The sequence below is a fragment of the Duganella levis genome (genome assembly GCF_009857605.1).
In the GTDB taxonomy this organism is placed as follows: Bacteria; Pseudomonadota; Gammaproteobacteria; order Burkholderiales; family Burkholderiaceae_D; genus Rugamonas; species Rugamonas levis.
In genome coordinates this window covers 1-21,721 of sequence record NZ_WWCT01000028.1, presented here as the reverse complement: position 1 = coordinate 21,721, position 21,721 = coordinate 1, and the positions used below count along the sequence as shown (strand labels likewise).

Here is a 21,721-nt window from a genome sequence, read left to right as displayed (position 1 = left end):
ATTGCTACACACCTGCCTCGGTGGTGGAATTGGTAGACGCAGCGGACTCAAAATCCGCCGCCGCAAGGCGTGCCGGTTCGATTCCGGCCCGGGGCACCAGAACATTGAAAGCCGCATGTCTTTTCAGACTATGCGGCTTTTTTGTTTCTGGCTTTACTTGCATTTAATCTTTATTGCATGCTGACCCGCTTTAGCGCCTTTTCGGTAAGTGAACCTGCACTCTTGGACTTCATCCGGCAGGCGGCGAGACAGGGTGATCTGATTGCGCTCGCCGTATGCGCATTGCAACCACTTCCCTTCCGGGAATGCGCCGTCCAGCGCATAGGTGTATGACCACTCGTTCTTCGTGCGCGCCTCCTTGAAGTCCGCTAGATCCCCCTTCAGTTCAGGTGGTCCATACATCGGTGCAGCCGCATGCAAATACAGCGGTGACGCAACATATGGCACCCAGTCGTCCGGCACCTCGGTCACCTCCACAGAGGCGCTGGGAATCAGTTCGGGACACTCCAGCGATTGCAGTGGCGCAGCTTTGAGCATGATTGGTACGGCGAGTAATACAAGCGGTACTGCATACACCCATGTTTTGGTAAGCATAGTCACTCCCATCACTCGATAACGTAAAACGCATCGGCGTTATCGCTTGCACGAATGTAAGCTCCGCTTTTCGTTTTGCCTCGGCACGGAATGAACCGAGATGACACCTCGGTCTTTTTCTCATGCTTCCATTGATCCATAATCCAGATGCCATTCGGGCCATACCGGAGGAAGAAGGCAGCGTGATTGCCGTGATTCCTACTGGGATATCGCCCATTCACAAAGGTCGCAATAGCGGTTCCTTTTTTGAGCGTGGTAGCGTCAACGGCATGCTCTCCTTGTCGCCAAGCGGACGATACAGGCACTTTCGCGTAGTGCTGGATGAGCGCCACGCATTGATGCGTTCCAACGAGCTCTGTCCCCTCCAGTTCCTCGACTTTCGTATAGATATACGGCACTTTGAGCCTCCTTGCTAAGGTAGTGAAAGATCTTTCACTCTAACCAAGGCTCTTTGGCCGAATATTGAAGCGCGACAAGCATCCGCACCATCCACCTATGCAATTCCTGCACAGCCGTTGACGAGGTCGAACGGATTATCAGCAGCCGAGGTTTGACTTACCCTATTCCCATTGATTACTCGGGAAGCACAGGGGCAACCATGCAAGCAATTATCTTTGACAAATTCGGCGCAGCCGACGTGCTGCAAATCGGCGAAGCGCCGGAACCGGTGCTGCGTCCCAACGACCTGCTGGTGCGCACCCGCGCCGCCGGCGTCAATCGCGCCGACCTGACGCACCGGCGCGGCGGCTACGGCTGGCCGGACTTTGGCGACTCCACCATCATGGGGCTGGAAATCGCCGGCGACGTCATCGCCGTGGGCGAGAATGTGAAAGGTTATGCGGTCGGCGACCGCGTGATGGGCATCGTCGGCGGCGGCGCCTATGCCGAAGTGGCGCGCATCGACTATCGCATGGCGATGCCGATTCCGGATGGCCTGGACTATGTGCACGCTGCCGCCATTACCGAGGTATTCGTCACCGCGCATGAGGCGCTGATCCATCTCGGTAGGCTGCAACCCGGCGAGGCGGTGTTGATTCATGCCGGCGCTGGTGGCGTGGGTGGCGCGGCGGTGCAGCTGGCGCATGCCACCGGCGCGACGGTGTTCGCCACCGCGCAGGCCCGCGCGCATGAACTGGTGCGCCGCCTCGGCGCCGATCATCCTATCGATTATGTGAACGAAGATTTCGCCGAGGTGGTGGACCGCTTGACCGAGCAGCGTGGCGTTGACCTGATCCTCGACTTTATCGGCGCGCCCTATTTTGAGCGCAATGTGAATTCGCTGGCGTTCGGCGGCCGGCTGGTACAGATCGGCATCATGGGCGGCATTGAGAACGCACAGATTCCGCTGGACCGTTTGCTGTATCGCCATCTGCAAATCATCGGCACGGTGATGAAGTCGCGCACGCATGAGGTCAAGCATGGCATGTCGTGCCGCTTCAAGGAGCGCTGGCTGGCGCACTTCGTCAAGGATGGTTTGACGCCGGTGATCGACAGTGTCTATCCGCTGGCGCAAGCGGGTGCCGCGCAGCAGCGCATGGAAGATGGCCTCAACGTCGGCAAGATCGTATTGACCATGTAGCCATCGGCAGTAACATCTGCTTACGCTGGATACACTTTCCAGGTCAGCCGCCGTCGCCGGCTCTCCGTTATAAGGACAAGCGCCACTCATGGCGATCTTCAGGAGAGAAAAAATGGAACATACCGCACGCACCCGCATTCATCCGATGATGGCTTTCGCTGCCGGCTCGGTGGCCCTGGTTAGCCTGGTAGGCGCAGCGTCCATCGCCGGTCTGCTGCCGAATTCGCACGCGACGAATGCGCCGAACGATGCGCCGGTTCCCATCGCGGCAGTCGCTCCTGCTCCGGTTGCGGCGCCAGTGCAAGCCATCGCTCCCGCACCTGAGCCACGTCGCGTGGTAGAACACAAAACCATTGTTCATCATACCTATGCACCGCAGCAGGTGGCACAAGCTCCCGCTCCTGCCCCGGTAGCGCAGAACAGCGTGGTCGGCATGGGCATTGGTGCGGTTGTGGGTGGCCTGCTGGGGAATCAGGTAGGCAGCGGCAATGGCCGCAAACTGGCCACCATTGCCGGCGCGATCGGCGGTGGCTATGCCGGCAACGAAATCGCCAAGCGCAATCAGCAGCAGTAAAAAAAATGGCCCGGTGCGAACCGGGCCATCAAATCATTTGGCTGGGTGTTTAGGATTCCACAGCTTGATCTTGGATTTCTTCTCGTAGCCTTTGCCATTCGGGTAGCCGACCAGCTCCATCTCCGAGCCCCACGGCGACAGGAAGTGCACCCAGGTTTCGCCCTCGGTGTCGCCACTGGTCATGGTCATTGGCTCGCCCAACACGGTGATGCCTTGCGATTTCAGGTAGGCCACGCCGGCTTTCACGTCGTCGGTATAGAAGGCGATGTGCGAGGCGCCGATGTCTTCGCTCTTCGGCATCACGCTGCTACCGGTGGAGCTTTTGTACTCAAACAGCTCGATGTTGGCGCCGGTCCCGCAGCGGACCATCGCCAGCGTCAGGCTCTCGGCGCGCGGCGTCATTGGGAACGGGCCGATATGCGTCACCGCTTCACAGCCGAAGGTGGTGGCCAAAAACGCCTCGGCCTGTTTCAGGTCCGGCACGTTGATGCCGACATGGTCGATACCCGCCGATTTGATGCCGGCCGCCTGTGCGGCGCCGCCCAGGTTCAATACGATGGCGGCAAATACCGCAGCTAAGATTTTCATGATGCGCTTCCTTTATTGTTTGTCGATGAAGACGCGCAGGCTCGCAAGCTTGCCGTCCTTGATGGTGAAGATGTCCTCACCGTGAACCTGGTTGGGATTATCCTTCGGCCCATAGCCCCAGGTAACCCGCCCTAAGCCATGGTTCCAGGCGACCGGCGCCGGGGTAAAGACGAAGCCTGGATGATCCGCCTGCACCCGTTCCAGCAGCCGGCGAATGTCGGCGTAGCCGGTGGCCAGGCCGCCGTAGTCCGCCACCAGCACGTCGGCCGTGTAGACCTGCGGCAGCTTGGCATCCCAATGCGCGGCGTTGCGATCGTTCCAGATGTCGAAGTGGCGGTTGATAGCCTGCTGCGCAACCGCCACCTCGTCCGTCGCCTGTGCCTGGGCCAGCGATGCGATCAGCATGGCCCCGATAGCGATGAACTTTTTCATGCTTACACCTGTACCATGCCGCCATCGACAAACAGCTCGATGCCGTTGACGAAGCTGGCCGCGTCGGAGGCTAGGAAGGCCACTGCCTTGCCGATTTCTTCCGGCTCGCCCAGACGTGCCAGCGGCACTTGCGACGCCAGGAAGTCAAACAGGCCTTGACGCGCTTCGTCCGGCACCAGGCCGCCCAGGCCAGGCGTGCGGATCGGACCAGGGCTGACGACGTTGACGCGGATGCGGCGTTCTTTCAAGTCCATCACCCACGAACGGGCCAGGTTGCGCACGGCGGCTTTGCTGGCGCTGTAGACGCTGAAGGCGGCCGTGCCTTGCACCGATGTGGTCGAACCGGTCAGGATCACCGAACCGCCATCCACCAGCAGCGGCAGCGCTTTCTGCACGGTGAACAGCACGCCGCGCACATTGGTGCCGAAGATGCGGTCGAAGTGTTCTTCGGTGATGGCGCCCAGCGGCATCATGTCGCCGCCGCCGGCGTTGGCGAACAGGATGTCCAGTTTGCCGGCGCTCTTGGCAATTTGGGCGTACACGCCATCCAGTTCGGTCAGCGACGAGGCATCAGCGCGGATGCCGGTAGCGGCGGCGCCGATGGCGGCGACGGCGGCATCCAGTTCCGCCTGACGACGGCCGGTGATGAAGACGCGCGCGCCTTGTGCTGCCAGTTCCTGCGCGGTGGCCAGGCCGATGCCGGTAGTGCCGCCGGTGACCAGTGCGATTTTGCCGTTGAGTTGCTTGTTCATGATTTGCTCCGTTAAGTAAGTTGCGATGGGTGAACTTTAACGCTGTCCGATTTATAGATAAACCGTGTAAAATTAAAATCACTATCCACGGACAGGAATAATCGATGAACCAGTTATTGGCGATACGCGCATTTGCGCGGGTGGTGGAGGCAGGCAGTTTTACCAAGGCGGCGGATTCGCTGGACATGCCCAACGCCACGCTGAGCAAGCTGGTACAGGAGCTGGAAGCGCATCTGGCCGTGCGCCTTCTGCAGCGGACCACGCGCCGCGTAACAGTCACGCCGGAGGGCCAGCTGTATTACGAAAAGACCAGTCTCATCCTGCGCAACCTGGAAGATGTCGACACCTCGTTCAACGTCGCCCGCAGCAAGCCGCGCGGGCATTTGCGGGTGGACGTCGGCGGTTCGACCGCGTCCGACGTGCTGATACCTGCGCTGCCGGATTTCATGGCGCGCTATCCGGATATCCGGATTGACCTGGGCGTGTCGGACCGCTCGGTGGACATGATCAGCGATAACGTCGACTGCGTGCTGCGCGGGGGTGCGCTCGATAATTCATCGCTGGTGGCGCGGCCGGTGGGACAAGCAGAGATGGTCACCTGCGCCACGCCGGACTACCTGAAGCAGTACGGCGTGCCGGCCTATCCGGATGAGTTGAAGAACGGCCACCGGCTGGTGGCCTATGTGCTGGCGCAGAGCGGCCGCGCGATGCCGTTCCGCTTTCTGCGCGATGGAGAAAAGACCGAGATCAAGGTCGAGCACCGGGTCGGCGTCAACGAGAGCAATGGCCACATGGCGGCCGGCTTGGCGGGACTGGGCATCATCCAGACCTTCGCCTATGCGGCGCGGCCGGCGCTGGCGGATGGCACGCTGGTGGAGATCCTCAAGCCGTGGCGGCCGGCGCCCTACCCGTTTCACGTGGTCTATCCGCAGAACCGCCACGTGCCGCACCGCCTGCGCGTGTTCATCGACTGGCTGGTCGAGACGCTGCCCGACCGCCTGTGACGCAAAGGCCTCAGCCCATGCTCGGACGATTGGGCGAGTAGGTAAAGCCAGGCACCAGGTAGCGCATCGCCATGGCGTCGTCGCGGGCGGTGGTGGCGACCTTTTTGTACAGCTCATGTGCGGCCTGGATGCGGTCCAGGTCCGGCTCGATGCCCAGACCCGGCTTCTGCGGCACCTGCACCGCGCCGCCGACGATTTGCAGCGGCTCGCGCGTCAGCCGCTCCTGGCCTTCCTGCCAGATCCAGTGCGTGTCGATGGCCGTGATGTTGCCCGGCGCCGCAGCGGCAGCGTGGGTGAACATCGCCAGCGACACGTCGAAGTGGTTGTTGGAGTGCGAGCCCCACGTCAGCCCCCACTGTTCGCACAACTGCGCCAGACGCACCGATCCCTGCATGGTCCAGAAATGCGGATCGGCCAGCGGAATATCGACAGCGCCCAGCAGGTGCGAGTGCGCCATCTGGCGCCAGTCGGTAGCCACCATATTGGTGGCGGTCGGGATGCCGGTGGCGCGGCGGAATTCGGCCATGATCTCGCGGCCCGAATAACCGTTCTCCGGTCCGCACGGATCTTCCGCATAGGCCAGGATGTGGCCCTGCCCCTTGCACAAATCAATCGCCTCGCGCAGCGACCAGGCGCCGTTCGGGTCCAGCGTTACGCGCGAATCCGGATAGCGCTTCTTGATCGCGGTGACGGCTTCCATTTCTTCGGCGCCGCGCATCACGCCGCCCTTCAGCTTGAAATCCTTGAAGCCGTATTTGTCTACCGTTGCCTCGGCCAGTTCGACGATCTGCGCCGGCGTCATCGCTTCCTGATGGCGGCGCGCGTACCAGCCACTGGCACCGTCGCCGCTCAGGTAAGGCAGGTCGGTGCGGGCACGGTCGCCGATGTAGAACAGGTAGGCCAGCATCGGCACGCTGTCGCGCTGCTGGCCGGAGCCGAGCAACTCGCACACCGGCACACCCAAGTGCTGCCCGAGCAAATCGAGCAGCGCCGCTTCCACCGCCGTCACTACATTGTCCAGCCGCAGATTGATTTCGTGCGGCTGCTTCAGCACCTCCGCTTCGGCGTCCGACGTTACCTGATGATGGCCGCCGATGGCGGCACGGATCGCGTTCAGCGTGCGGTTGTAGCGGCCGATCTGGGTGCCCACCACCAGCGGCACCGAACGTTCCAGCGCCGCCAGGATGCCGGCGCCGCCGGGCACTTCGCCAATGCCGGTATGGCCGGCGCTATCGGTCAGCAGCACCAGGTTGCGCGTGAAGTAAGGCGCGTGCGCGCCGCACAGGTTCAGCAGCATGCTGTCGTAGCCCGCCACGGGAATGACCTGCATCGCGGTGATGACTGGGCTGGTGGAATTACTCATGTTCTCTACTCCAAATAAGTTCAGTTCAGCGATAGCGGTACAGCTTTACGCGCTGTATGGTAAACGCATCGCCCGATAAGCCGATGTGGCGCCCCTGGTGCGTCTCGTCGCCGTTCATCCAGCGGCCTTGAGAGTCGAGGCCTTCGATAGCTTGTTCAATGCCGACCTGCGCGCCGTCCGCGCTGCCGAAAACGATGGTCAGGCCTTTGCCTGCCACGATAAATTCATCATCGTCGGTCTGGATCACCAGGCCGCCGCGCATCTGCACTTCGGCCGGCGTCAGTTTTTCCCACGGGGCGTTAAAGCTGACCTGCAAGCTGTAGCCGCCCATGCGCACCTGCTGCGGGGCGACGTCCACATCGCCGTCAAACGATACCGGCGCCTTGAAGCCGCGCACCTTGCCGCTGCCCTGGTAGCGATTGATGGTCGGCGCCAGTTGCTTCAGCACGCGATAAGCTTGCGGCAGCGAAGACTTGCCGTCCTTGATATCGTCGATGGCAAACGGCGAGAAGCCGAAAGCGTCATGTTCGCCGATGGCGTAGAAGGCGTCGGCGCCGGCATCGGGCCGCTCGGCGTGATTGGCTTCCGGGATGAACAGCGGATTGTCCGGGCGCTTGAACTGCCTGGCCCAGTGGATAAAGTTGGGGAAGTAGGTGTCGATGGCGATGACGTCCACCGACGGCGCACCGGGCTTCCACACATCAAACAGATGCGGCAGCGGACCGGCGCTCGGATATTCGCCGGGACGCTTGCCCGGCCGGTTCAGCGCCACGTTCACATACATCGGCAGCGGATAGACCGCCTTGCCGGCCGCCGTCAGCGCTTCGACAAACTGCGCGTAGTGCCAGGCCTGGAACACCTCTTCGGTCTCGATGGTGTCGCCGAAAACGTCGGCCCAGGCGCCGCTGGTGCGCGCGCCGCGCGTTTCCCATGCGGCCTTCAGCGCCGGCTGCAAGCTGTCCTTGTGCGCGGCCAGATAAGCGGTAAGCGCGGCCGGCACCGGCGCGCGCCATGCGGCATTGGCGGCGGCGCTGTAGTCGCGCACTTCCGGCAGCATGCCGATTTCATTCTCGACCTGGATCATCAGCACGGTGTGCTGGGTGTCGGTCTGCTTCAGGTGCGCCAGCAGCGCGCGAAAGGCGGCCGTGTCGGCGGCCAGCGTGGCTGGCGCAAACGGCGTCAGGATCTCCTGCGCCACACCGGCGCGGGTGCGCGCACGCGGGAAGCGCTGCGTGTCGGTCTTCACCCACGCCGGCGCATAGGTCGACATGGAATTCTTCCAGGCGCCAAACCACAGCAGCACCAGCCGAGTGTTGTGCGCGCGCGCCTGTTTCAGCAGGCCGTCCAGCACCGTGAAATCAAAGCGCCCTTCCACCGGCTCGATCTGGTCCCACTCAACCGGCGCCAGCACGGTATTCAGTTCGGCCGACTTCAGCGTCGGCCACAAGGTATTCAGGTATTCCAGGCTGGAGGCGGAGGAGTTATGCAGCTCGCCGCCCAGCAGTAAAAACGGTTGATCGTCGACGATCAGCTGCGTGGCGCTGCCCTGCTTGCGCAGATGCGGCGGCGTGGCGGCGTGCGCCGAGGCCAGCGTGCCCAGCAGCGCGGCCAGCACCAGGCAGGTGGCACGCAATCGGCGTGTCGAGACAGCCATGACATTCCTTAAAAAAAACCGCCCCCGAAGGGGCGGGCAAAAAGGGCCCCGCTGGAGAACCAAGGGCCCAGACGATTAAAACTTGGCGCGCAGACCCAGCGAGTAGGTGCGGCCTGGCGAGTACTGCGCAAAGTTGGCGTTACTGAACTGGAAGTACGTACGACGCGAGTCGTTGTTCAGGTTGACGATGTCGAAGCTCAGCGTCGGCCAGTTTTCTTTGTCGAACACTTCGCCCAGATCGATACTCGACGAGAAGTCCAGCTGCTTGTAGTTGTCCGAGAACAGCGCGGCATTGGTGATGCCGTTCTGGTTCGCGCTGGCCACTTGGCTGCCCTTCGAGAAGGTATGCGACAGACGCGCCGTGTAGCCGTGATTGTCGTAGTACACCGAGAAGTTGTTGGTACGGTTAGGTACGCCCAGCGCCACGAAACCGGCGCCGCCTTCGCCATCACCGCGCTGGGTGATGAAGGTGGCCGTCTCATTGATGCCGAAGCCGCGAATCGGCAGGATCTTGTCGAGCGGTTGCACCCAGCCCAGTTCCAGGCCACGGATCTTCAGTTCGCCGGAGGCGTTGCGGGCCTGGGTCATCACCACGGTGGCCGCGTTAGGACCGCCGCGCGAATCGATCGCCTGCTGCTGGTTCGGAATCAGCGTGTTGTAGGTGATGCCGTAGGCGGCCAGCGCGCTGAATGGCAGCGTGATGTTCTGGTTGATGGTGAAGCCGTCCACCTTCTTCTGGAACACGGTCAGGCTGACATAGCCTTCGCGGCCGGTGTACCAGTCGATGCCCAGGTCGATGTTATCCGACAGGTAAGGCTTCAGCGCTGGATTGCCGATGGTGCCGACGTCCGCCGAGACCGACGAGAAGTTCACGCCCGGACGCAGTGCGTTCGGATCGGCGCGGGTCATGCTGCGCGACAGCGCGGCGCGGGCGATCACGTCGCTGCGCAGGTTGACCGCCAGCGTGCCCGACGGCAGCGTGTTGTTGTAGGTCGTATCCTGGTAGACCCACTGGTCGATGTTGGGATACTTGCTGCCGTTCAGCGTCAGGCTGGCGTTGCGCGGATCGGTGATCGAGTTCAGCGATCCGACCGACTGCTTGGTGCGCACATAACGCAGACCACCGTTGTAGCGCGCCGGGAAGCCGGCCAGGTCGAACTTGCCGTTGGCTTCAAAGTACAGGCCCGTGGTTTTCTCGCCGATGAAGCCCGAGCTGGCGCCGGTTGACGAAGCGCCGCTGGCCGGTGCGTTGTTGTAGTACTGCTGGTAGTTCGACGCCTGGGCAAAGCGGGTCCAGTCGATGATCGGACGGCCGTACGGACCAGGGACGATGTAGCCGGCCAGCGCACTTTGCGGAATCAGCGAACCGCCGTAGGTCAGCGGCGTGGTGGCGCCGGCGGTGTAGCCGGTGCCGTAGCCTGGATACAGGCCGGCGGCGCTGGCGCCCGGCGTCGAGGCGCCGTCGCAGGTTGGCGCGCCGTTCGGGCCTTGCAGGAACACGTTAGGGTTGTTACCGCACACTGCCGCCTGCCAGGCTGCCGAGTTGTCGGAGGCGCTGATGCGACGGGTGATATCGTCGTAGGCGATGCCGCCTTTCAGGTTGAACTTGTCGTCGCCCCAGGTCAGGTCGCTATGGAAGCCCTTGGTTTCGGTCTTGCGGAACTCGTTCTGGATGTTGACGCGGCCAGTATTCCACACATAGCTGTTTGGATTGTTCAGGTCGGTGCTGGCGACCACCGACGGGATGCCGCCGTTGTTATTGTTGTAGGTCACCGTGTTGCCGCTGTTCGGCGCGGTGATCAGGTAGACCGTCGGCGCTTCGTGGCTGAAGTTACTGCGGGTGTAGTTGACCTGCGCGTCCAGTTTCAGGCTCGGCGTGATCTTCCATTCCATGCCAGGGTTCAAGCCCAGTAGGCTGACCTGGTCGCGGCGGTAGCCGTGCTCGAAGAAGTTCTGGGTGTTGGCGAAGGTGCCGCCGGTGACGGTACAGCCGTCGCTGCAATCACTCTTGTCGACCGTCATGTTCAGCGGGATCATGCCGCCGTTACGGACCGACCAGTCGTAGTCCATGCGCGTCATTTTGTCGTCGCGCTTGCTGTACATGGTGTCCAGGTAGAAGTGCAGGTTCTCGGTCGGACGGTATTCGGCGGCGAAGATCGCCGAGCCCTTGTCCTTGGTGCCGAAGTAATCCATGGTGCGGCCCAGGCGCGGCATGATCGCGTTGTCGATCTGCTGGATGGTCAGGCCCGGATTGTGCGCCAGCAGCCAGGCCTGGTCGATCACCTGGCCGGTCACCAGGCCGTTGCCGGCGCCGACTGGCACCGTGGCTGGAATGGTGAAGTTGCCGCCGCCGGTGTTGTTGCGGTTAGCGGCCGGATTCTGCGCGGCCGACAGGTTGGCGTTGGTGTAGCCGACGGTTTCCCAGCCGGTGGTATGGATCTGCTGGCGCGACAGCGTGACGCCGCCCAGGATGCCCCAGTCGCCGAAGGTCTGGCTGGCCAGGAAGGCGCCGCGGCCGCCGGTCTTGTCGGCGATCTGCTGCTTGGTGGCGGTGACGCTGGCGGAAATGGTGCGGCCTTCCTTGTCGAACGGCCGCGCGCTGCGCAGGTTGACCACGCCGGCGGCGCCGCCTTCGATCATCTCGGCGGTTGGGCTCTTGCTGACGGTCAGCTTGGTGAACAGGTCGGTCGGCAACAGGTCGAGGTCGACCTCGCGGTTGGTGTTGGCGCCGTCGATCGGGCCGGACGAGGCCACCGCGATCGGGGCGCCGTTCAGCAGAATCTTAGTGAAGCTGGAGCCGAGGCCGCGAATCTGGATGGTCGAGCCTTCGCCAGTGATGTCGCGCGAGACGCCGACGCCGGGAATGCGGCTCAGCGATTCGGCGATGTTCTTGTCCGGGAATTTACCGAAGTCTTCGGCGTTGATCGAGTCCTGGAAGCCGACCGCTTCCTTCTTGTCTTTGGCCGACGACAGCAGCGAGTTGCGGTAGCCGTTGACCTGCACCACGGTCATTGGGGCGTCGTCCTTGGCTGCCGGAGCGGCGGCCGGGGTGACTTCCTGGGCATATGATTGCGCAATCAAACCTGCCATAACGGTCAGGCCGAACGCCATCTGCCGGCCGGAATGCCGGGCTTTTTGTTGTTTCAATAGCATTTTACAGTCTCCTTCGGTAATTTACCGTGGTTATTGTTATAAACGTCGCAACCTATGGTGAAAATGGTTGCGCGATCATTTGAGTGTAAAAGCTAAGAAAAGTCGCTGTCAACAAAAATAACAATTGAAATGTTATACGCTACCATTTCATACCAAGAAGCAATCGTCTGCATGGCGCGTACAGAGGGGCGGGCGGGGAAACCGGATTAAAATGATAGTGTGGCGAGATAGACACGCCGAGGCGGATGTTGGGCGAAGTGCTACGGCTGCCAGTCCAAAACTTGCACTGGCTGCGGCGGCACGCTGGCCTGGCCTTCGCCATCGACCTGCTGGACGTTTTGCACGAACAGGCTGAGGGTGCCGTTGCGGCGCCACAATTCCGTGTCGTAGCTAGGCTCCCAGGCGCCGACTGAAAACGCGGTCAGATCCTGCACCTGCCACGGCCCGCGCAACACGTCGGCGCTACTGGCCACGGAGACCTTGCTGCCCCGCTCCTCATCGCGAAACACCAGCAGCGCACCGGCCTTGCCGACCATGATCTGCGGCCGCGCGATGGGAATCCGCTTGGTGCCCTGCCCGCCCAGCGAGAACGGCGTCTTGCGGAAATCCAGCGACCGCGCCTGCCACGCCGTGCCGGTGTTGAAGATCACGTGATACTGCGGCACGCTGGAACCGGCGTCGCGCCAATAGCTGGCGATGTAGGGATGGCCATCCTGATCGGCGGCCATCGAAGTCTGGTTAATCAACTCGCTGTTCTGCGGAATGCGCAGCGCGTATTCGGCGCTGGCGGCGTTGATCGGCAACGTGTACGGCGTGCCATCGGAGCGCTCCCACGTCACGCCGCCATCGCGCGAACGCGCATACGCCATGTCATGGTTGCTGGCCACATCCGGCGACTCGCGCCACACCCACGACACATGCAGCGTGCCGCGATGATCGAGGAAAGCCTGCCAGTACGCGTTGCGCTTGCCCTCGCCGGTAATCAGGTTGGTGTGCAAGCGCGTCCAGCGCTGCGTGGCGATGTCGTAGCGGTTGATGATCAAATCGCCGCGCCCCGAACCGCCCAGCCGGTAGAAGAACAGCAGGTTGCCATTGGGCAGACGATAGAACTCGGGATACGACACCTCCGCCTCATCGACGCCCACCATGGCCTGCTTCGGCCCCAGCTCCAGCGATCCCGGCGCCACACCGCGCGCGTAACGCAGCGCGTTGTTGTGATGGTCCCACGACACATGCAAATAGCCGGCGCCATCCACCATGATGCTGATGGCGTTATGCGCATCGGCCGCATTGGCCTGCCAGGCGCTGCGCCGCACGGTCCACTGCGTGGTGCCCAGCGCGCGCTTGCCCAGCACCAGATAGCGCTGCGCATCGTAGTAGGCCGCGTACTGCGTATCGCCCTGCGTCACCAATGAATTCTTGCGGAACACCACCGCGTTGACCGAATTGTTAGCCCAGCCATCGCCAACCACCGACAGCACGGGCGCAGCAGGAGCAGCAACAGTGGCGCCGATGGACAGCGCCAGCAAAACCAGGGAGATTAAACGTTTCATCATGCGCCCATGCTACGCAAACCCAGGCGCCGCGTCCACCTAGAACGCCACCTCGGCGCGCAGCTGCAAGGTCAGCGCGTTGCCGACGCCAGTCACCGTATTGGGATGCATCACGTACTGCAAGCTGGGCTGCAAAGACAAGCGCGGACTGACTTGGCTCAGATACGTCAGTTCGACCGTCGACTCGGCACGCTGGTTGGCCACGCCGACGATCTGCTGGCTGCGCAGATAAGCGCTGCCATTGCGCGCAATCGCCACCGCCAGCCCCAGTTCATCGCTGGCGCGGCCAGGTACCAGGCCGGTCGCGGTGAGACCGGCGCCGAAGTAACCGCTGAAACGATTGACGCGGCTATCCGCCGCCCCCAGCTGCACAAAGCCGGAGATTACCTTCTGCGGCTGCGTGCTGGATTGGTACAAGCTGCGCTCCGCCACCAGATAGGCGCCGCTGGAACCGCGTTGCTGGCGCGGCTGCCCGGATGCATCGAACGCATTCAGCTCGCCAAACTGCGCGGTGTAATACCAGCCGCCGACAGCCAGCTTGCCCTGGTCCGGCGCCAGACCGGCATTGCGGCCAATGCGCAGGTGGTGATCTTGTACCGATGCGGCGGGTTCCGGGCGGCTCAGCCACGCCATTTCGTAGACCAGCAACAAGCCATCGCCGCCACGGAAGGCCGTACTGCCGCCGCTGCGATCCACCGGCACGCCGTCCAGGATGGCGGCGCGCAGGACAACGTTGGGCGCCGGCTTGACCGCGATACGCGTGCCGACGGAGGTGGCAGGAAAAATCGACGGCCCGCCCTGCCCGCTCTGGGCAAACTCGGCGCCGATGCCAAACGAACTGTTGAAGAACAGCGATGCGGTATTGAGATGGTAAAACTCGCTGTTCAAATCGTAGCGTCCAGCCAGTACCGACAGCCGGCCATCGAGGAAGTTTTTCTGAATCCAGGCTTCTTCCAGGCGCACGCCCGGCGGCGCCGCCATATTGCTGACGCCTTGCGCGTCCCCGGTCAGGGTCGACGGTCCGGCCTGATGCGTTGCCATGACATTGAAAAAAGCACTGCTGTCCGGCCAGCCCAGCACGCGTTCGCCATCGACGCTGGTTTGCCAGCGCAGCATGCCCTGATACGCGCTGCCCCGGCGCACTCCGCCACTCAGGTCGGACACGCTATTGGCATCATAGATCACGTTGCTGGTCACGGGCGGCGGGCTATCCTGCGCCGCAGCGGAACCGGCAACCATCATGATCAAGCATATTCCGGCAACGTTACAGCGCATGGCTTTGCCCCCGTCAATGTTAGAGCCAGTATGCAGTGCAACATGTATCGCCAACACTCTCTTTTGGGCATGCGCAATGCCGGAACTAGACTTGAATCAATACCATTACAATTTCCATGCGGAAAATATGAGATAATCTCCACCGCAAATACTGGCGCCCTAAAAAATTGTCGCTATGACTACGCAACACGACCATACCCCCTACCTCGACCAACTGACCGACGATCCGCAATCCTTCTGGGAGTCACGGATCAAAGCCAGCCGCTGGATGATCGTCAAGACTTTCTGTCTGGGCGTGCTGGCGGCCGGACTGGGCATTCTCGGCCAGGGCTGGCTGGAAAAAGCCGCGCCGATCTTCCCCTTCATCAGCCAGAACTACGGCCTGTGGCAATCAGCCTACCTGCTGTCGCTGGTGCTGGTGTTCCTGCTGTGGGCTGCGGCCATGCGGCAGAAATTCGGCCTGCTCCATAACAGCAAGCAAGGCCTGAAGACCCAGCGCCGCATCGACCAGCACAATGCCCGCATCGAAGAGCGCCGCCGCGCGAACCGCGAACGCCACGAGGCTGTCCGCAAGGAACGCGAGGAGCACACCATCTACTTCAAGGCCTCCGGCAGCAGCACCAACACCGCCAGCAAGAAGTTCGACTACTGATCACTCGTAGCGCAGGCAGTCCACCGGCAGCAGCTTGGATGCGCGGCGCGCCGGGTAGAAGCCGAAGAACACGCCCACCAGGCTGGAAAAGCCACACGCCACCACCACCGCCTGCAAGGTGATGAACACATCGAACTTGCCGGTGGCGGTAATGCCGCTTGCCGCTAGCGTGGCCAGCATGATGCCGAAGATGCCGCCCACCAGGCAGATCACCACCGCCTCCGTCAGGAACTGCAGCAACACGTCGCGCGGCTTGGCGCCAATCGCCATGCGGATGCCGATCTCGCGGGTGCGCTCGGTCACCGACACCAGCATGATGTTCATGATGCCGATGCCGCCGACGATCAGCGAGATGGCGCCGATCAGCCCAAGCAAGGCCGCCAGGCCGGCGCTGATCTTCTGCGCCGTCTCGGCGAACGACGCCAGGTTATCGATGCGGAAGTCGTCCGGCTGGTCGATCTTGATGTGGTGGCGGTCGCGCAGCGTTTCGCCGATGTCCATGATCGCATCCTGCAGATTGCCGCCGGACTTACCCTGCGCCACCACGTAGTGCACATTGCCGGGGAAGGCGGTCTTGATCAGGTTGGCCGACGCCGCGGTGATCGGCACGATCACGTACTCGCTCAAGTCGCCGCCGTCCACCTGCTTGCCCTCGCCGTACAGCACACCCACCACCTGGAACGAGACGTTCTCGATGCGGATGTATTTACCCAGCGGGTCCTGCTTGTAGAAGAACTGGTCGGCGATCTTGCGGCCGATGACCACCATGCGCGAGGCGGCGCGCACGTCGGCGTCGCTGAAGGCGCTGCCCTTGTCGACCTTCCAGCCACGGATCTTGAACATGGCCGGCGTCACGCCGTGCACCGTCTTCGACGCGCTCTCGTTGCCCACCGAGAGATTGAAGCCGCTTTGCAGCACCGGCGCGGCGCCGGCCAGCGATGGCAGTTCGTTCAGCGCCGCCGCATCGGCAATGGTCATCGCCGGCTGCGCGCCGCTGCGCATGCGCTGTTGTTGCGCGCGGTCGCCGCCGGGAGAGATGAACAGCATATTGGTGCCCAGCTGCTCCAGCTCCTTGGCGATAAAGCGCTTCATGCTGTCGCCCACGGCCAGCAGCAGCACCACCGAGGTGATGCCGATGATGATGCCCAGCATGGTCAACAGCGTGCGCAGACGGTTCGCCAGCATCGAGCGAAACGCCTCTACCACGATCTGTAAAAGGTTCATATGGTTTATACGGTTAAGTTGTCGTGACTCTGCAGCATCTGGCGCAGGCCTTCGGCGGATGGGCCGTCGTACAGCACGCGGCCATCCTTGAGGCGCATCAGGCGCTTGCTGTAGGCGGCGATGTCCGGCTCGTGCGTCACCAGCAGGATGGTGATGCCGCGTTCGTCGTTCAGTTGCTGGAACGAGCGCATGATCTCTTCGCTGGTTTGCGTATCGAGGTTGCCGGTCGGTTCATCGGCCAGGATCAGCGGCGGATCGCCCACCAGCGCGCGCGCAATCGCCACCCGCTGCTGCTGGCCGCCGGACAGCTGGTTCGGCGTGCGCTTGGCCATGCCGGCCAGACCCACGCGCTCCAGCTCCACCAGCGCCTTGGCGTGCGCCCTGGAGCGCGACACGCCGGCGTAGATCAGCGGCAGCGCCACGTTCTCCGCCACGCTCATGCGCTTGATCAGGTTAAAGCTCTGGAACACGAAGCCGATGGTGCGGTTGCGGATGCTCGCCAGCTGGTTGCGCGACAGCGTCAGCGTGTCGACGCCGTCGAGGAAGTAGCTGCCGCCGGTGGCCTGGTCCAGGCAGCCGAAGATATTCATCAGCGTCGACTTGCCGGAGCCGGACTGTCCCATCACCGCCAGGAAGTCACCGCGCGGCACGGCCAGGTCGATGCCGTGCAGGACCTGCGTTTCCACGCTGCCGGAAAAGTAGCTCTTGGTAACCTGGCGGATGTCGATCAGGAGTTCATTGGCCGGCCCACTCACATGCCACCTTCCTTGTCGTTGCCGATGGCGCGGGTGATGACCTTGTCGCCCTTCTTCAAATCGCCGCTCACCACTTCGGTGTAGCGGAAGTTGGACAGGCCGATATTCACGTCCTGCGCCTTCGGCTGGTTCTTGGCGTCCAGCGTGTAGATGCGGAAGGTACGCGCCAGGTCGGCCTTGGTGCGGAACGAGGCGTCGTCTTCCTGTGGCGCTTCGGTGGCGACAGCGGCCGCGCTGGCAGACGCGGACGCCGAGGCGGACTTGCTGGCGGCGGCTTCGGCCAGCTTTTTCTGCTTCTCGATTTCTTCGTCGCTGAGGCGGAAGCGCAGCGCGGCGGTCGGCACGCGCAGCACGTTCTGGCGGTTGCCCACCAGCAGACGCACCTGCGCCGTCATGCCCGGCTTGAGCAGCTCGTCCTTGTTGTCGACGTCCAGCACCACGTTATACGTCACCACGTTGTTCAGCACATTGGCGGCCAGGCGGAACTGGCGCATGCGGGCGTTGAATTCCTTGTCCGGATAGGCGTCCACCACGAAGCGCGCCTGCTGCCCTTCCTTCAGCGAGCCGACGTCCGCTTCCGAGACGCTGGTATCGATCTGCATCTTGGTCAGGTCGCGGGCGATCTGGAACAGCTGCGGCGTGGTGAACGACGCCGCCACGGTCTGCCCCAGGTCGATGGTGCGCTTGATGATCACGCCGTCGATCGGCGAACGGATCACCGAGTTGTCCAGGTCCGCCTGCACCCGCGCCAGTTGCGCCTGCGCCAGCTGGATATTCGCCTGCGCCACATCAACTTCGCGCTTGGACTGGTCCAGCGCCAGCGGCGAGATGTAGTCCTGCGCCAGCAAGGACTGGTTGCGCTGGTGGGTGGCCTGCGCCAGCTTGAGCGAGGCGCGCGCCGACGCCAGTTGCGCGTCGGCCTGGCGGATCTGGGCGTTGAAGATGGTCGGGTCGAGCTTCAGCAGCACCTGGCCCTTGGTCACGTGGTCGTTGAAGTCGGCCTTCAACTCGCTCACTGTGCCGGACACCTGCGAGCCGATATTAATCAGCGCCACCGGGTTGATGGTGCCGGTGGCGGTCACCGTCTGCGTGATGTTGCCGGTGTCGGCCGCCGCCGTGCGGAAGCGTGGCGGCTCCACCACAGGCGCCTTGTTTTTGGAAAAATACGCGGCCGCGCCACCGCCGATTACCAGCAGGCCCACGGCCAGCACGATCTTCTTCTTGGTCAGGAAAGCCATTTCTTCAGTGTGTCCCAGGTTGGGATCCGACGATATGCGGATCAGCCCGACAAGTATTAAACATATTTATCTTTAAAGCAACAACTGCATATCGGCGGTTTTTTCTGTGATATGGTTTGCCTCATCATGCTGGAATTCTTTACACCGCCGGACAATCCGTCCCTGCTCCACTACGGCACCTACTCGCCGCTGCTGGTTATCCTCTCAATTGTGGTTGCCATCTTCTCATCCTGGATGGGAGTGCAAGTGGCCGCGCAAGCGCGCCTGGCCGGCACCCGCGGCCTGCGCGCCGCCATGCTGGGCACCGGCAGCCTGGCCTTGGGCTGCGGCGTCTGGTCGATGCACTTCATCGGCATGCTGGCCTTTGACCTGTGCACCGACGTCGATTACAACCACACGCTGACCTTGCTGTCGGTGCTGCCCAGCCTTGCGGCATCGTGGGTGGCGCTGTCCATCATCAGCATGCGGCGCCTGAGCGCCGTCTCCCTCGTTACTGGCGGGGTGCTGGTCGGCGCCGGCATCGGCGCCATGCACTACACCGGCATGGCGGCGATGCAGACCGCGCTGCAGCTGCGCTACGATCCCTTCATGTTCGGCCTGTCGATCGTGGTGGCGGTGGTGCTGGCCACGCTGGCGCTGTGGATACGCTTTGGCCTGCGCTCGCTGCACCTGCCGCGCGCGGTGATTGGCGCCATCAGCGCCACCGTCATGGGCTGCGCCATCGCCGGCATGCACTACACCGGCATGGCGGCGGCACGCTTCATCGGCCAGCTGCCGCTCGACGTCTCGCCGCAGCAAAACTCCACCTTCGTGGCGCTGGCGCTGGCGCTGATCACGGTGGCCGTCACCGTGTTCGCCATCGCCGCCAACAGCATGCTGCGCTACCGCGAGATGTACCGCCAGCAGGCAGAAAGCGAAGCCTGGATGCGCGCGCTGCTGACCACCACCGTGGATGGCGTGATCACCGTCGACCGCGCCGGCGTGATCCAGGAGTTCAATGCCTCGTCCGAACGCATCTTCGGCTGGAGCCGCGATGAGATCATCGGCCGCAATATCCGCCTGCTGATGGCCGATGTGGAGCGCTCGGACCGCGACGGCCTCCTGAATTACCTGCGCACCGAGGACGCCGCCGCTCCCGGCAAGGGCAGCGAGGTGATCGCGCTGCGCAAGGACGGCAGCAGTGTGCCGATCCGGCGCGCGCTGGGCCACGCCAAGCTGGCCAAGCGTGACCTGTTTGTACTGTTTATTACCGACATCAGCGAACGGCGCGCCATCATGCAGGCGCTGCGCGACAGCGAGCAGCAATTCCGTTCGCTGATCGGCAATATCCCCGGCATCTCGTTCCGCAGCAGCATGGGATTCGACGCGCCGCCGGTCTTCGTCAGCGACGGCATCGAGCGGCTGGCTGGCTACCCCGCCAGCGATTTCGTCGGCGCGCAGCGCATCCGCACCATCGGCTCGCTGATCTGCGAGGAAGACCGCGAACGCGTGGCAGCCGAGATTTCGCGCAGCGTCGCCCAGCTGGCGGCCTACCAGGTCGAGTGGTGTTTGATCCACGCCGACGGCAGCCGGCGCTTCATGTGGGAGCACGGCGCGGTCACGGCGGATGAAAGCAATCCGGAACTGCGCTGGATCGACGGTGTGATCCTCGACATCAGCGAACGGCGTGAGATGGAACAGGAACTGCGCCAGGCCAAGGAGACGGCGGAAAAAGCTGCCGCCGCGCGCGCCAGCTTTGTCGCCAATATGAGCCACGAAATCCGCACGCCGATGAACGCCATCCTCGGCTTCACCGACGTTCTGCTCGATACCGATTTGAGCGAAGAGCAGCAGCGCCACCTGAACACGGTACGCAAGGAAGGCCGTTCGCTGCTACGCCTGCTGAACGAGATTCTGGATACCGCCAAGCTGGATAAGGGCGCGGTGGAACTGGAGCCGGACGATTACAACCTGCTTGGCCTGATCGACGAACTGGCCTCCACCTTCGGCAGCAATGCCCGCAGCAAGGGACTGGTGATCGACATCGCCTACGATGCGGCGCTGCCGGCATGGATGCACGGCGACGAACTGCGCATGCGCCAGATCCTCGGCAACCTGCTGGACAACGCCATCAAGTTCACGTCGATCGGCAAGGTGTGCCTGCGCGCCACCGAGCAGCAGGGCCAGTTGCATATCGCCGTGGAAGATACCGGCATCGGCATCGCGCCGGAACGCATCAACGCCATCTTCGATCCATTCACGCAGGCGGATGCATCGATGACGCGCCGCTTCGGCGGCACGGGGCTGGGCACCACCATCAGCCGCCAGCTGGTGGGCCTCATGGGCGGCAAGATCTGGGCCGAGAGCACGCCAGGCGTCGGCACCACCTTCCACGTGCTGCTGCCGCTGGAACCGGCGCGCAACGGCCAGGCGCAGAGCAGCGAGCGGTTCGACTACCCGCTGCCGCCGCTGCACATCCTGGCGGCCGACGACGTGCCGCAGAACCTGGAGCTGCTGTCGCTGCTGCTGGCCAAGCGCGGCCACACGCTGGAGCGCGCGCAGGACGGCACGCAAGCGGTGCGGATGTCGGCCGAATATCATTACGATGTGGTGCTGATGGATATGCAGATGCCACTGATGGACGGCCTGGCGGCCACCCGTAACATCCGCGCGCGCGAACAGCGCACCGGCGACCCGCGCCTGCCCATCGTGGCGATGACGGCCAGCGTGCTGGCGGCGCACCGCGAGGCTGCTGCCACAGCGGGCATGGATGGTTTTGCGTCCAAGCCGGTGGACTGGCATGCGCTGTCGCACGAGATTGCGAAGGTGCTCTATCTGCCGGCGCTGGCGTCGGCGCCGCCGCCGGCCGAAGCGCCGCGCCAGCGCGTGCTGAATCAGAAAGCCGGCCTGCAACGCTGGGGCGACGAGGAAGCGGCCTACCATCAGGCGCTGCACCGTTTTGTAGCCGATTACAGCACCGCCGCCGCCACGCTGGCCAAGCTGCTGGCCGACGGCAGCGAGGCGCGCCTGGCCGAAGCACAGGCGTGGAGCCACAAGGTGCGCGGCGTGGCCGCCAACATCGGACTGGAACAGATCAGCGCCACGCTGGCGCAAATCGAGAAGCTGTGCGGATCGCCGCTGCGCGACGGTAGCGGCGATACTGCGGGCGATGGCGCGGGTGATGGCGTGGCTGCCCATACCAGCGCTGACGCCACGCCACGCAGGCGCGCCAGCGACGTGCAAGACCAGGCGGTGCGCGGCATCTCGCTCGCGCTGAAAACCGAACTGGCGCAGGCGCAGCGCACGCTGGCCGGCCAGCTGGACGCCGCCCTGAGCGCCATCCACGCGCTGG

Annotated in this window: 18 protein-coding genes and 1 tRNA gene; 6 read left to right on the top strand and 13 right to left on the bottom strand. The window is 63.2% G+C overall.

The features are described 5' to 3' along the window. Positions 1 to 14 precede the first annotated feature (14 nt). Positions 15 to 99 (top strand) — tRNA-Leu (locus GTP69_RS26250). A 54-nt stretch (positions 100 to 153) separates the two neighbouring features. Here the strand turns inward: GTP69_RS26250 and GTP69_RS26245 are convergent. After that, positions 154 to 594, bottom strand: coding sequence for an STY0301 family protein (locus GTP69_RS26245; protein ID WP_161057641.1), 441 nt, complete (start codon positions 592 to 594; stop codon positions 154 to 156). Positions 595 to 605: 11 nt separating this feature from the next. Beyond that, positions 606 to 992, bottom strand: a complete 387-nt coding sequence (locus GTP69_RS26240) for a BPSL0067 family protein (protein WP_161057640.1) — start codon at positions 990 to 992, stop codon at positions 606 to 608. 200 nt (positions 993 to 1,192) lie between these two features. On the opposite strand from GTP69_RS26240, the gene GTP69_RS26235 reads away from it, so the two are divergent. Both GTP69_RS26235 and GTP69_RS26230 read left to right on the top strand, forming a co-directional pair. After that, the gene (locus tag GTP69_RS26235; protein WP_161057639.1) at positions 1,193 to 2,173 is read left to right on the top strand and encodes an NAD(P)H-quinone oxidoreductase; all 981 of its coding nucleotides are present in this window, start codon (positions 1,193 to 1,195) and stop codon (positions 2,171 to 2,173) included. 112 nt (positions 2,174 to 2,285) lie between these two features. After that, positions 2,286 to 2,747 (top strand): glycine zipper 2TM domain-containing protein, encoded by a 462-nt coding sequence (locus tag GTP69_RS26230; protein WP_110845300.1) that lies wholly within the window; start codon positions 2,286 to 2,288, stop codon positions 2,745 to 2,747. 33 nt (positions 2,748 to 2,780) lie between these two features. On the opposite strand, the gene GTP69_RS26225 is transcribed toward GTP69_RS26230, so the two are convergent. Genes GTP69_RS26225 through GTP69_RS26215 form a run of 3 tightly spaced genes read right to left on the bottom strand, consistent with a single transcriptional unit; the run spans position 2,781 to position 4,519 of the window. Further along, the gene (locus tag GTP69_RS26225; RefSeq protein ID WP_161057638.1) at positions 2,781 to 3,335 is read right to left on the bottom strand and encodes a VOC family protein; all 555 of its coding nucleotides are present in this window, start codon (positions 3,333 to 3,335) and stop codon (positions 2,781 to 2,783) included. A 12-nt stretch (positions 3,336 to 3,347) separates the two neighbouring features. Further along, positions 3,348 to 3,767 carry a nuclear transport factor 2 family protein gene (locus tag GTP69_RS26220; protein ID WP_154360959.1) on the bottom strand — a complete coding sequence of 140 codons (420 nt, stop codon included), beginning with the start codon at positions 3,765 to 3,767 and terminating at the stop codon, positions 3,348 to 3,350. Positions 3,768 to 3,769: 2 nt separating this feature from the next. Next, positions 3,770 to 4,519 (bottom strand): SDR family NAD(P)-dependent oxidoreductase, encoded by a 750-nt coding sequence (locus GTP69_RS26215; protein ID WP_161057637.1) that lies wholly within the window; start codon positions 4,517 to 4,519, stop codon positions 3,770 to 3,772. Between the two features lie 104 nt (positions 4,520 to 4,623). On the opposite strand from GTP69_RS26215, the gene GTP69_RS26210 reads away from it, so the two are divergent. Next, positions 4,624 to 5,523 carry a LysR family transcriptional regulator gene (locus tag GTP69_RS26210; RefSeq protein ID WP_161057636.1) on the top strand — a complete coding sequence of 300 codons (900 nt, stop codon included), beginning with the start codon at positions 4,624 to 4,626 and terminating at the stop codon, positions 5,521 to 5,523. 10 nt (positions 5,524 to 5,533) lie between these two features. Here GTP69_RS26210 and GTP69_RS26205 read toward each other — a convergent pair whose 3' ends face one another. The 5 genes from GTP69_RS26205 to GTP69_RS26185 form a co-directional block, all read right to left on the bottom strand. Then, a complete protein-coding gene (locus tag GTP69_RS26205; protein ID WP_161057635.1) occupies positions 5,534 to 6,886 on the bottom strand; it encodes an enolase C-terminal domain-like protein in 1,353 nt (450 codons plus the stop codon). Positions 6,887 to 6,911: 25 nt separating this feature from the next. Next, positions 6,912 to 8,540, bottom strand: coding sequence for a GH35 family beta-galactosidase (locus tag GTP69_RS26200; RefSeq protein ID WP_161057634.1), 1,629 nt, complete (start codon positions 8,538 to 8,540; stop codon positions 6,912 to 6,914). A gap of 75 nt (positions 8,541 to 8,615) precedes the next feature. Then, the gene (locus tag GTP69_RS26195) at positions 8,616 to 11,693 is read right to left on the bottom strand and encodes a TonB-dependent receptor (RefSeq protein ID WP_161057633.1); all 3,078 of its coding nucleotides are present in this window, start codon (positions 11,691 to 11,693) and stop codon (positions 8,616 to 8,618) included. 260 nt (positions 11,694 to 11,953) lie between these two features. Further along, positions 11,954 to 13,249 (bottom strand): BNR repeat-containing protein, encoded by a 1,296-nt coding sequence (locus GTP69_RS26190; RefSeq protein ID WP_202424580.1) that lies wholly within the window; start codon positions 13,247 to 13,249, stop codon positions 11,954 to 11,956. A 36-nt stretch (positions 13,250 to 13,285) separates the two neighbouring features. After that, positions 13,286 to 14,488 carry a carbohydrate porin gene (locus tag GTP69_RS26185; RefSeq protein ID WP_161057632.1) on the bottom strand — a complete coding sequence of 401 codons (1,203 nt, stop codon included), beginning with the start codon at positions 14,486 to 14,488 and terminating at the stop codon, positions 13,286 to 13,288. 208 nt (positions 14,489 to 14,696) lie between these two features. On the opposite strand from GTP69_RS26185, the gene GTP69_RS26180 reads away from it, so the two are divergent. Further along, the gene (locus GTP69_RS26180) at positions 14,697 to 15,173 is read left to right on the top strand and encodes a hypothetical protein (RefSeq protein ID WP_202424579.1); all 477 of its coding nucleotides are present in this window, start codon (positions 14,697 to 14,699) and stop codon (positions 15,171 to 15,173) included. Here the strand turns inward: GTP69_RS26180 and GTP69_RS26175 are convergent, their stop codons facing one another. Genes GTP69_RS26175 through GTP69_RS26165 form a run of 3 tightly spaced genes read right to left on the bottom strand, consistent with a single transcriptional unit; the run spans position 15,174 to position 18,390 of the window. Then, positions 15,174 to 16,397, bottom strand: a complete 1,224-nt coding sequence (locus GTP69_RS26175; RefSeq protein WP_229261158.1) for an ABC transporter permease — start codon at positions 16,395 to 16,397, stop codon at positions 15,174 to 15,176. 5 nt (positions 16,398 to 16,402) lie between these two features. Continuing rightward, the gene (locus tag GTP69_RS26170; protein ID WP_371868126.1) at positions 16,403 to 17,152 is read right to left on the bottom strand and encodes an ABC transporter ATP-binding protein; all 750 of its coding nucleotides are present in this window, start codon (positions 17,150 to 17,152) and stop codon (positions 16,403 to 16,405) included. Beyond that, entirely contained in the window at positions 17,149 to 18,390 is a 1,242-nt protein-coding gene (locus GTP69_RS26165) for an efflux RND transporter periplasmic adaptor subunit (RefSeq protein WP_161057631.1), read from the bottom strand. Before GTP69_RS26165 ends, GTP69_RS26170 begins: the two co-directional genes overlap by 4 nt. Positions 18,391 to 18,516: 126 nt before the next feature. On the opposite strand from GTP69_RS26165, the gene GTP69_RS26160 reads away from it, so the two are divergent. Then, a partial coding sequence (locus tag GTP69_RS26160) for an MHYT domain-containing protein (RefSeq protein WP_229261157.1) occupies positions 18,517 to 21,721 on the top strand: 3,205 nt, incomplete at its 3' end.